At 39.7% G+C, this 11069-nt stretch carries 9 protein-coding genes and 1 pseudogene; 5 read left to right on the top strand and 5 right to left on the bottom strand.

Features of this window, described 5'->3' with window-relative positions:
• The first annotated feature begins 83 nt into the window (after window positions 1-83).
• A complete protein-coding gene (gene aimA / locus N9I19_RS18120; RefSeq protein WP_317778577.1) occupies window positions 84-1718 on the top strand; it encodes a glutamate/serine transporter AimA in 1635 nt (544 codons plus the stop codon).
• A gap of 549 nt (window positions 1719-2267) precedes the next feature.
• Complete coding sequence (locus N9I19_RS18125; protein ID WP_317778578.1) at window positions 2268-4163, top strand: PrkA family serine protein kinase; 1896 nt, start codon at window positions 2268-2270, stop codon at window positions 4161-4163.
• A gap of 154 nt (window positions 4164-4317) precedes the next feature.
• On the opposite strand, the gene N9I19_RS18130 is transcribed toward N9I19_RS18125, so the two are convergent.
• Entirely contained in the window at window positions 4318-4527 is a 210-nt protein-coding gene (locus N9I19_RS18130) for a hypothetical protein (RefSeq protein ID WP_061461829.1), read from the bottom strand.
• A gap of 118 nt (window positions 4528-4645) precedes the next feature.
• On the opposite strand from N9I19_RS18130, the gene N9I19_RS18135 reads away from it, so the two are divergent.
• Window positions 4646-4825 carry a hypothetical protein gene (locus N9I19_RS18135; RefSeq protein WP_089364592.1) on the top strand — a complete coding sequence of 60 codons (180 nt, stop codon included), beginning with the start codon at window positions 4646-4648 and terminating at the stop codon, window positions 4823-4825.
• Window positions 4826-5339: 514 nt separating this feature from the next.
• Window positions 5340-6509, top strand: a complete 1170-nt coding sequence (yhbH, locus tag N9I19_RS18140; RefSeq protein WP_089364591.1) for a sporulation protein YhbH — start codon at window positions 5340-5342, stop codon at window positions 6507-6509.
• A gap of 766 nt (window positions 6510-7275) precedes the next feature.
• Here the strand turns inward: yhbH and N9I19_RS18145 are convergent.
• On the bottom strand, window positions 7276-8514 hold the full coding sequence (locus N9I19_RS18145; RefSeq protein ID WP_317778579.1) for a CynX/NimT family MFS transporter: 1239 nt from the start codon (window positions 8512-8514) through the stop codon (window positions 7276-7278).
• 14 nt (window positions 8515-8528) lie between these two features.
• Window positions 8529-9206: a FadR/GntR family transcriptional regulator gene (locus tag N9I19_RS18150; RefSeq protein WP_089364589.1), complete on the bottom strand. Its 678-nt coding sequence runs from the start codon at window positions 9204-9206 to the stop codon at window positions 8529-8531.
• A gap of 566 nt (window positions 9207-9772) precedes the next feature.
• On the opposite strand from N9I19_RS18150, the pseudogene N9I19_RS18155 reads away from it, so the two are divergent.
• Window positions 9773-10376, top strand: a pseudogene (locus tag N9I19_RS18155) (transposase); the annotation flags it as partial.
• A gap of 169 nt (window positions 10377-10545) precedes the next feature.
• Here N9I19_RS18155 and N9I19_RS18160 read toward each other — a convergent pair.
• The gene (locus tag N9I19_RS18160) at window positions 10546-10830 is read right to left on the bottom strand and encodes a hypothetical protein (RefSeq protein ID WP_317778580.1); all 285 of its coding nucleotides are present in this window, start codon (window positions 10828-10830) and stop codon (window positions 10546-10548) included.
• Window positions 10827-11069, bottom strand: a 243-nt coding sequence (locus tag N9I19_RS18165; protein WP_317778581.1) for a hypothetical protein, incomplete at its 5' end; no start/stop codon positions are given. The genes N9I19_RS18165 and N9I19_RS18160, both read right to left, overlap by 4 nt.

Here is an 11069-nt window from a genome sequence, read left to right on the forward strand (position 1 = left end):
GTACACTAGCACAAATCATAAATCCAGTTACTTTAAAACGTTATTTAAAGGAATGAATTTTTGGAAAGCATGGTGATGAACATATGAATAATTTACAGCGAAAGATGGGAACGTTCTCATTAACGATGGTAGGACTCGGGTCTATTATTGGCTCAGGTTGGTTATTTGGAGCTTGGAGAGCGGCACAAATCGCAGGACCAGCTGCCATTATCTCTTGGATTATAGGAATGGTTGTTATATTATTTATTGCACTTTCTTACAGTGAATTAGGGGCAATGTTTCCTGAAGCTGGGGGAATGGTAAAATACACGCAGTACTCTCATGGTTCGTTCATAGGGTTTCTTGCAGGTTGGGCAAACTGGATTGCAATTGTTTCCGTAATTCCAGTTGAAGCGATTGCTTCAGTTCAATATATGAGCTCATGGCCATGGGAATGGGCGCAGTGGACACATGGTTTGGTGGAAAATGGAAGGCTTACAGGGGGAGGCTTAGCAATTGCCTCTGCATTACTTATCGTCTACTTTTTATTAAATTACTGGACAGTTAGTTTGTTTTCAAAAGCTAACTCATTTATTACAGTCTTTAAGGTTATTATACCTGGACTTACGATTGGATCACTTTTATTTGCTGGTTTTCATGCATCCAATTTTACGTCAGCGGGAAGTATGGCACCTAATGGTTGGGCAAGTGTACTTACTGCAGTAGCGACTTCTGGAATAATCTTTGCGTTTAACGGTTTTCAAAGTCCGATTAATATGGCAGGTGAGGCAAAGAATCCTGGACGTTCGATCCCAATTGCAGTGATTGGCTCCATTTTAATTGCAACGGTTATCTATGTTTTATTACAGATTGCGTTTATTGGAGCCGTTGATCCGTCCATGATTGTGAACGGATGGCATCATTTGAATTTCAATTCACCGTTTGCTGACTTAGCAATTGTTTTAGGCATAAACTGGTTAGTCATTTTACTATACGTCGATGCTTTTATTTCCCCTTCCGGGACAGGAATAACATACACGGCGACAACGTCACGAATGATTTATGGAATGGAAAAGAATAAATATTTACCAAGCGTGTTTGGAAAACTTCATCCTCTTTATGGTATCCCGCGTCAAGCCATGTTTTTAAATCTAGGTGTATCTTTCTTATTTTTATTCATGTTTAGGGGCTGGGGAGTGCTAGCAGAGGTAATTTCGGTTGCCACTTTAGTCTCTTATATTACAGGTCCAGTTACTGTTATGACACTAAGACGCACAGGTAAGGACTTGTACAGACCATTACGTCTAAAAGGATTAAGCATCATTGCGCCACTTGGCTTTGTTTTTGCTTCTTTGGTTCTTTATTGGGCAAGATGGCCACTGACAGGTCAAGTATTATTTATCATAATGATCGGTCTTCCCGTTTATTTCTATTATCAAGCAAAAATAAACTGGAAAGGATTCCGTCAAAACTTTTCGGCAGGACTTTGGATGGTTGTTTACTTAATCTGTATGATGACCATTTCATATTTAGGCAGTGAAAAGTTTGGTGGACTTAACGTAATTCCATTTGGTTGGGATATGGCCCTCATTACATGTTTATCACTAGTGTTTTATAGGTGGGCAATAAAGAGTGGATTCCAAACAGAATTTTTGGAACAAGGAAAAAAAGTAAACGACGACTTGAGATCATTGGAGAACGATATCACATCTCAAACGGAAAAAAAGAACGCTGTATAAAATATCAAGACACTTCATTGATTTCATGCAAGCATGAAATCAATGAAGTGTTTATTAATAATTTATTTTAAAAGTTAAGAAATCCTTCCGGGGTTCGAAAGGACTTTTTTCTATTTATATGGATGGGTGTGCAAAGAAAAGGGACAGCAAATTTAATTTGCTGTCCCCTTTTTTGGAATGTAAGAAAGGCCTTAATATTTTCTTTATTTGACACCCGGTTTATCTTCATAACCAGCAGTAAAGATAGCGGCTAAAAATGTAATAGCAACTGCAACGATAATAATTGTGCCCATAATGTGACCTCCCTTTACCCATATTGTCCCACTTAAGTATAGGCTTAGTATACCCTAATTTTTAGCAGTAGTGTACACTATTTTTCTTGTCAGCCGATTTGTCATCAATTGTTCAATGCTGAAGCCTTTTTCGATATATGGAGCGTGCAGGAGGTTTCTAAACAATGCCCGGACACTTTTTAAAGTCTGACATGTTTGTCAGACTTAGAGCATAGATTTAAGTATTCTCTGAAAGTGACAGGGGGAGGTTCCTTAAATGGATATTTTAAAGAAAATCGAAAAATTTAGAGAAGATGAACAGAAGCTGAAGTGGGAAGGCACCTTCGCAGAGTACTTAGAAATTTTGAAAGAAACGCCATTAGTTGCTCAATCTGCTCATTCACGTGTATACAACATGATCAGAGATGCAGGGATAGAGGAAGTAAATGGGTCAAAGAAATACAATTTTTTCAGCGGTCAGTTGTTTGGGCTTGAAGATTCACTGGAAAGGCTCATCGAGGAATATTTCCATCCGGCGGCAAAGCGGCTGGATGTCCGTAAGCGGATTTTGCTTCTCATGGGTCCGGTCTCAGGAGGAAAGTCTACACTCGTTTCTTTACTGAAGCGTGGACTTGAAAATTATTCATTAAAGGATTCTGGTGCCATTTACGCAATAAAAGGATGCCCGATGCATGAAGATCCACTGCATCTCATTCCGCAGTATTTACGGGGTGATTTTTATGAGGAATACGGCATCCGGATTGAAGGAAACCTATCGCCGCTGAATGTAATGAGATTAGAACAGGAGTATGGAAGCAGGATTGAAGATGTGATGGTCGAGCGTATTTTCCTTTCAGAGGATAAGCGTGTTGGAATTGGAACATTCAGTCCTTCTGATCCTAAGTCACAGGATATTGCTGATTTGACGGGCAGCATCGATTTTTCGACGATTGCCGAATATGGATCTGAATCGGATCCGCGTGCCTATCGCTTTGATGGCGAACTGAACAAGGCGAACCGCGGGATGATGGAGTTCCAGGAGATGCTGAAATGTGATGAGAAGTTCTTATGGCATTTGCTTTCATTGACACAAGAGGGGAATTTTAAGGCAGGGCGTTTTGCATTGATCAGTGCAGATGAACTTATCGTGGCCCATACGAATGAAACGGAATATAAAGCTTTCATTTCCAACAAGAAAAATGAGGCATTGCATTCCCGGATCATCGTCATGCCTATTCCGTATAATCTGAAGGTTACCGAGGAAGAAAAGATTTATGAAAAAATGATTCATGAAAGTGATGTCTCAGATGTTCATATTGCCCCGCATACATTAAGGGTGGCGGCAATCTTCAGCATCATGACCCGCTTGAAGGATCCCAAAAAGGGCGATATAGATTTAGTGAAAAAGATGAGGCTGTATGATGGGGAAAATGTGGAAGGCTTTAATTCCGCAGACATCAATGAATTGAAGAAAGAATATCAGGACGAAGGCATGAGCGGAATCGATCCACGTTACGTGATTAACCGAATTTCCTCTACGATCATTCGTAAGGAAAATCCGTCCATCAATGCATTGGATGTACTTATGTCATTAAAAGCAGGTCTTGATCAGCATCCGTCCATTACGAACGAACTTCGGGAGCGGTATTTGAATTTCATTTCCCTTGCACGTAAAGAATATGATGCCATTGCAAAAAATGAAGTGCAAAAGGCATTTGTCTATTCATATGAAGAGTCTGCGAAAATCCTCATGGATAATTATCTGGACAATGTCGAAGCATACTGCAATAAATCAAGGCTGCGCGATCCTTTGACAGGGGAAGAAATTAATCCGGATGAAAAATTAATGCGCTCGATTGAAGAGCAAATTGGAATTTCCGAGAATGCAAAAAAAGCATTCCGCGAAGAAATATTGATTCGTATCTCTGCATATGCGCGTAAAGGAAAGCGATTCGATTATAATTCACATGATCGTTTACGGGAAGCAATCCAGAAGAAGCTATTCGCGGATTTGAAGGATGTCGTCAAGATCACTACTTCAACAAAAACACCAGACGAAAGGCAACTGAAGAAGGTGAACGAAGTCATTACGAGACTTATCGATGAGCACGGTTATAATTCCACTTCGGCCAATGATTTGCTGCGCTATGTGGGCAGCTTGTTAAATCGGTAAATGCATGCTTTCTTGCCCCTGCCCCCTATTGGGCAGGGGTTTATATCCTTTTTTAGGAAAGGTAAAGTATTTGTTAAAGGTGACAGGGTATCGGATATTTAAAAATCAAAAAAATTACCGGGCCCTACTAGGGGGAGCCCGGCACTTTGGATTCCTATTTGGTTACATTCAAGCCATACTGTTCAATAAGTGTGATAAGTTGGTCGGGGGAAAGTTCGTCTTCGCTATGATCGATTTTAATTTCCCCATCATCAACATCGATGATCGCACGTTCCACGCCTTCCGTTTTTAAAAGTATGGACTCTAGATTTAGAATCGGACCTTCTGACGTTGCTTCTTTTACATAAAGTGTAGTTGTTTGCATACTTCTTACACCTCCTTTGGTTTGCTCATAATGTCTTATCTATACCCCATCTTCCCATTGGATATGTTACGTTTTGGATTTGGAAATATTGGGTATCAATAAGTGGAGGTGATAGCAAATGAGTAAAGAAGAATTGAAAAGAGAACATGTTCCGGAAAACAGCTCCATGGCTAAGGATTATGAAGAGATGAAAGAACTTGGGAAGCAGATGGAAAATCAAAGGACGAATGAAGAATTGAAAGAGCGGGACAAACGCCCAGGTACAGTGCAACATGAAATTGAGGAAGATAAAGATTGACGAATATCACAACCAGAATCATTCTATCTGTGTAAAAGGGTGTCCAGAAAATTACTGGAGCACCCTTTTGTTGTGGTTTTATTGCTATTTTTTGATATGTATTTGCATGTCTCTGCTTTTAGATTTTGTACCCGGCTAACATCAAAAAGATATTTTAAGTTACCTTATAAAAATCTAATCCGATAAATGAAGCCTGCTGAAAAACGAACAGGACTGATAAGTCTGTTCGTTTTCTAGATAAATACTTATTTTGCAGTAACATTAGAAAAAAATATTTAAAGGGTCCCTATGTCCATGTCATGACTTGTCTAGTTCGTAGGCAAACGTCCATTATTGAATTTTGTGGTAAATTATCCTGCACCGCTGCATAAGATAGAGTAATACTTTTCTTTTAATCCGTTTTTTCGCATAGTATTTTTCATTGGGAAACCGGAATGATGTGGGCTTTCCCACACTAATTTATTATATGAAGGAATGATGAAAAGCGTGCAAACATTTTTAAGGGGGGAAGAGAATGTCGGAAGAGAATAATCAACAATATGTTATCTCACAGGAAAATTGGTCCCTCCATCGGAAAGGCTATGATGATCAACAACGTCATCAGGAAAAGGTGCAGGAAGCGATCAAGAATAATTTGCCTGATCTAATTTCAGAAGAAAGCATCATAATGTCTAATGGCCGGGATGTTATCAAGATTCCCATTCGCTCCTTGGATGAATACAAAATTCGTTATAACTATGATAAAAACAAACATGTAGGGCAAGGCGATGGAGACAGTAAAGTGGGGGATGTGGTTGCAAGGGATGGCTCACCGTCCGATGCCGGGGCCGGTAAGGGCCAAGGTGCAGGTGATAAGGCAGGTGAGGATTATTATGAAGCCGAAGTGTCGATGATGGAATTGGAGGAAGCCCTGTTCAGCCAATTGGAACTGCCTAATCTCCAGAAGAAAGAACAGGCGGAGCACACGCTTGAACATATCGAATTCAACGATATCCGCAAGACAGGCTTAATGGGAAATATCGATAAAAAGAAAACGATGATCTCGGCTTTCAAACGGAACGCTTTAAGCGGGGACCCAGGGTTTCATCCTATTTATAAGGAAGACTTTAAATTCAAAACCTGGAATGAGATCCAGAAACCTGATTCCAAAGCAGTCGTGCTGGCAATGATGGATACTTCTGGTAGTATGGGGTTGTGGGAAAAATATATGGCTCGAAGCTTTTTCTTTTGGATGAACCGTTTCTTGCGGACAAAATATGAAACGGTTGAAATCGAGTTCATTGCCCATCATACTGAAGCGAAAGTGGTTCCGGAAGAGGATTTTTTTTCAAAAGGGGAAAGCGGCGGTACGATTTGTTCGTCCGTATACCGAAAAGCATTAGAACTTATTGATCATAAATATGACCCTGCGAAGTTCAATATCTATCCGTTTCATTTTTCCGACGGTGATAACCTCACATCAGATAACGTTCGATGCGTTAAGCTTGTTGAAGAACTCATGAAGGTTTCCAATATGTTCGGGTATGGGGAAGTCAATCAATACAATCGTCATTCTACATTGATGACAGCCTATAAGAATATCGAAAATGAAAAATTCAGGTATTATATCCTTAAGCAAAAGGCAGATGTTTTCCACGCAATGAAGAGCTTTTTTAAAGACGAGGAAAGTAAGAAGTATGCATAAAAAAGAGAACGCGGAGATGGCGATTTTCAAGTCATTATAATTGTAGGCTAAAAAAGGCGTACGATTCACATTGTACGTCTTTTTTCATTTTGCAGATTCAGGAATTACATACGAAAAGGCTATTGCTCAACAAGAGCAATGGCTCAGATAAAAGGGGTTCGGAATTAAAACATTCCGAACCCCTTTTGAAATTGAATTTTGCTCAATTGTGTCTTTACGAGCCCACTATGTTAGGCCATTTTTGGACCTTCCCATGTCCAATTGGCCATCTTCTTTACATTCATGGCAGCGAAAGTGCATCACCTGCATGGACAATTTTTTAAGTCCCCTTTAAAAGTCCAACGCACCATGCTATTCTTTTTTCATCTGCGAAAACACGCTCAATCGTTTCTTTACTTTTCGCATAGATAGGTTTTTACATCTTGATGATCTGCTTCTATCATATAATCGTGCCAAATATGACGTGTCACTACTTTTTGATATCTTTACTTTCGGTACACTTTGATAAAAATGACATGTCACACAAATGTGTTTTGGTGATTTGTACTGGCGATAGCCCTCTTTCAAATTGTACAAGCCATAAAAAAACAGTAGGCAAACTTGATTTTAATCGAGTTTGTCCACTGTCTAGGCCATTGCTCAACAGGAGCAATGGCTTTTTTCAAATACACTAAACTTATATCATTCGTTTCGTTAATTCGACAACAAGTTGTTCTAACGCTTTCACAGGTTCTTTATCATGTAAGTATGGTCTTTTTTACAAAATTCATGAGAGACTTTCATTTGTAGTTACATATTCATTTTTTCCTGCACGCATTCCAACAATGAAAATAAGTGCCGAAATAACGACCAACATAAATAAGGGAATTGTCCAGCTATGTGTAACGTCATGAAGCAATCCGAATAATACTGGTCCGATGGCAGCTAAGAGGTAACCGAATGATTGAGCCATTCCTGATAATTCCGTCGCTTCATGGGTACTTTGTGTTCGAAGACTAAAGAACATCATGGATAAACTGAAAATGGTTCCGACGCCAATTCCGATCAATATCATGCATACTGGTATGAATATAGTGCTTCCGTATAATATGCCGAATATCCCTGCAATAAGGAAGATGACAGGTGGGACCACTAACAGGCGCTGACTTTGTAAGCGTCCAGCTAAAATTGGCACAATGAATGTTATGGGAATGACGGCAAGCTGCATAATGGATAGCATCCAGCCAGCCTCATCAGCATTCAGGCCTTTTTGCTCCAGGATTTCCGGCATCCAGGTAATTACTGTATAGAAGATAAACGATTGCAACCCCATGAAAAAAGTAATCTGCCAGGCTAATCCAGAACGCCATAAGTTAATGTTTTTAACCTTTTGAGCCGTTTGTATATCCTTACCTGACTTGAATGGCCGTCTTAATTGCGGCATCCAAAAGAAAACCGTAACAAGAGATAAAATTCCCCAGCATCCAAGGGCACCAGCCCAACCCAAACCCGATGATGAAGCAATGGGAATGCTGATCCCGGAACCTATTGCGCCACATAAATTCATGGAAACTGCATATGTCCCTGTCATTAAACCGATATTCCTAGCAAAGTTATGTTTTATCAGACTGGGTAACAATACATTGCCCATTGCGATGGCCAACCCGATTAAAATGGTCCCAATGAACAATGTCAATACGCCGCCAACGGAGCGTATCCCAATCCCGATCGTTAATAGTATCAAGGAAAGGAAAAGGGTGAGCTCCATTCCAAAACGCCGTGCTATCCTAGGCGCAAATGGTGATAATAATGCGAAAGAAAGCAAAGGCAATGTCGTTAAGGAACCTGATAGTGTATTGGAAATTCCTAAATTATCCCGGATCGAAGTAACAAGGGGGCCAACAGATGTTAAGGGAGCCCGCAGATTGGCACCAAGAAGAATGATCCCGATGATGAGAAGTCCTAACCTGGGTTTAATATCCATTTTTGTTTGTTCGAGTTGATTTGCCGCTTGATGAATGCTCATAATCTCCTCCGTACTTACTCTAAAGACTTTTTGAATTGTGCAATGTATTCATTCACTGTTTCGATTGCCCGGTCCACATCTTGCTCGATGATGGCATCTACAAGGTTGCAATGGATGTTCAGATGAAGGTTCGCATCAGAACTCATCTCGACTATCTGATGGATGGAATCATGAAGGGAGTCTTCCATATGTTCGTACAAATCAATCAATAAATCATTATGTGATGAACCCATAATCGATTTATGCAACTGGATATCCGCTTCTTCGTAAGCCTTGATATCCTTTGCTTTTGCCGCATTACTGCAAGCTGTTATATGAAGCCGTAATCTTTCTATATCGCCTTGGTTACGTCTTAGTGCCGCTAACTGAGCTCCCTCTCTTTCAAGGGCATGACGGACCTCTAACGTTTCTAATAAACTTGACTGCTGGATCCTTCTTTGAAATGCCGCCCCCAAGGCACTTGAGGACTTTACAAATGTTCCCTTTCCTTGTTTCGTCACTAAAAGACCTGCATAAACAAGTGATCGTACAGCTTCTCTTAATGTATTTCTGCTTACATCGAATTGTTGGATCAAATCCATTTCAGGAGGAATCTGATTTCCAATTTCCCATTCACCTGATTCGATTAACGATTCGATTTGGGAAACCACTTGCTCTACAAGGGATAAGCGATTTGTTTTAGATATGGACAATATATACACCTCGAATTTGTAGGATGATTGGTTCATTGGTTATTTTAACATATGTATGTTTAATATATAACAAGAATGTTGTTGCATACGAGTATTTTGTAAAATCAAATTTCAATTTCCCATAAGAATTTTGGAAAAGAAAAAATCCCTTAAATCCAATAAATTCAGGGATTCAGAGTGTAGACAAACCCCTTTTCCAAAAGAATTGTTGGAGAAAAAGGGGGTTTTTTATCTTTTAATTAGCATATTTAGTTGTAAATTTGAAAGAAGGACACAATATATTTTGCTAAACTTTTTATAAAAAACAGCTGTCGACTTTGTCGACAGTTTTTTTTGAGGGTTTTAAAAATTCGAACGTTGATTTCCACTCCAGGCACTCGCTTTCCGCGGGCGGTCCGGGAGCCTCCTCGGCTTTCGCCTTTGGTGTCTCCCCTAGACGCGCTTTTCTAAGCAGGAGTCTCGTACACCCGCTCCAATCAACTTTGTTTTAAGAATTAGATATAACCGCTTTTGCCTACAGTCTTTTTTGCTTTAAAATAGGAGTATTAAAACTTGAGGTGATGACGATGCTTTCGAAACATAATTCTATTCAGCGAGATCAACTTGAAATGATTACTTTGGATCAACTGGTGCCAGCGAACCATTTGGTTCGTAAAATTGAGGCGGCCATTGACTTCACTTTCATTTATGACTTGGTGAAAGATATGTATTCAGAGATAGGGCGCCCAAGTATTGATCCAGTTATTTTAGTTAAATTGACATTGATTCAATAAACCTTCGGTATTCGTTCGATGCGTAAAACAATTGAAGAAGTTGAAACGAATATGGCTTACCGTTGGTTTTTAGGTTACGGTTTCCATGATAAAGTGCCTCACTTCATTTCACACGGCTGCAGACCGCAATGGTTTTGTGCTAGGGTCGATTGTAGCACCTGGAAATACGCATGATAGCCATATGTTAGAGCCACTGGTTGAACAAGTGATTGAGAAAGTTGGAAAGCCTGAAGCCGTTGCCGCAGATGCAGCTTATAAAACACCAGCCATTACAAGCTACCTCTTTGACAAAGAAATCACACCGGCTTTACCCTATACACGGCCACGAACAAAAGAAGGATTCTTCCGCAAACTTGAGTATGTTTACGATGAACATTTTGACTGTTACCTTTGCCCATCGGACATGGCAAGGTCCAAAAATGGCCTAACATAGTGGGCTCGTAGAGACCCAAGCTCTTAATCTTGAGCAAAATTCCAAGAAAATATCAAAAGGGGTTCGGAATTAATACATTCCGAACCCCTTTTGTCGACAAACTGAGGATAGCATTTTATGCTATCCTTTTGCTTTATTTTAGATGATTAGTAATCTCTGAAAATATGCCATCCTCGTTACATTTTTTGATGACCTCTTCTAACGAAACATTCCATTCTTTTTCAAATAAAGATGATAACTTGCTTTTAAATTCTTTATCATCCAAATCAGGTATTTCTAGATGATTATTTTCTTCTCTTATTTTTTCCAACATAGGTTGACGTCTTTTATCGTGCAATATTATGTTATAAGTGGCAAAAATATCGTAGATCGCACCGCGAATTTCTTGGGTCGTGTTAGGAATATCTATAAAACTCATAAGAAAATCCAATCTGCTGCCCTAATTGCATAAGAGACAGCGTTAACAATCATTTCTTGAGTACCTTTATTTGTAACACCCCAAGATTTTAACTTACCAGGCAATTGCGATCTGGCCATTGCGGCTGCGCTATCTCCTGCACTTGCTAATGTATCTACGAAATTTCCCACTTTCCCACTTACTTTTTTAAAACTCTTTGCTGCAGCAGCATTTAATAAACCCATGCTTCTTAGATTATC

The sequence above is a fragment of the Peribacillus sp. CSMR9 genome, assembly GCF_033141925.1.
Taxonomy (GTDB): Bacteria; Bacillota; Bacilli; order Bacillales; family DSM-1321; genus Peribacillus; species Peribacillus simplex_A.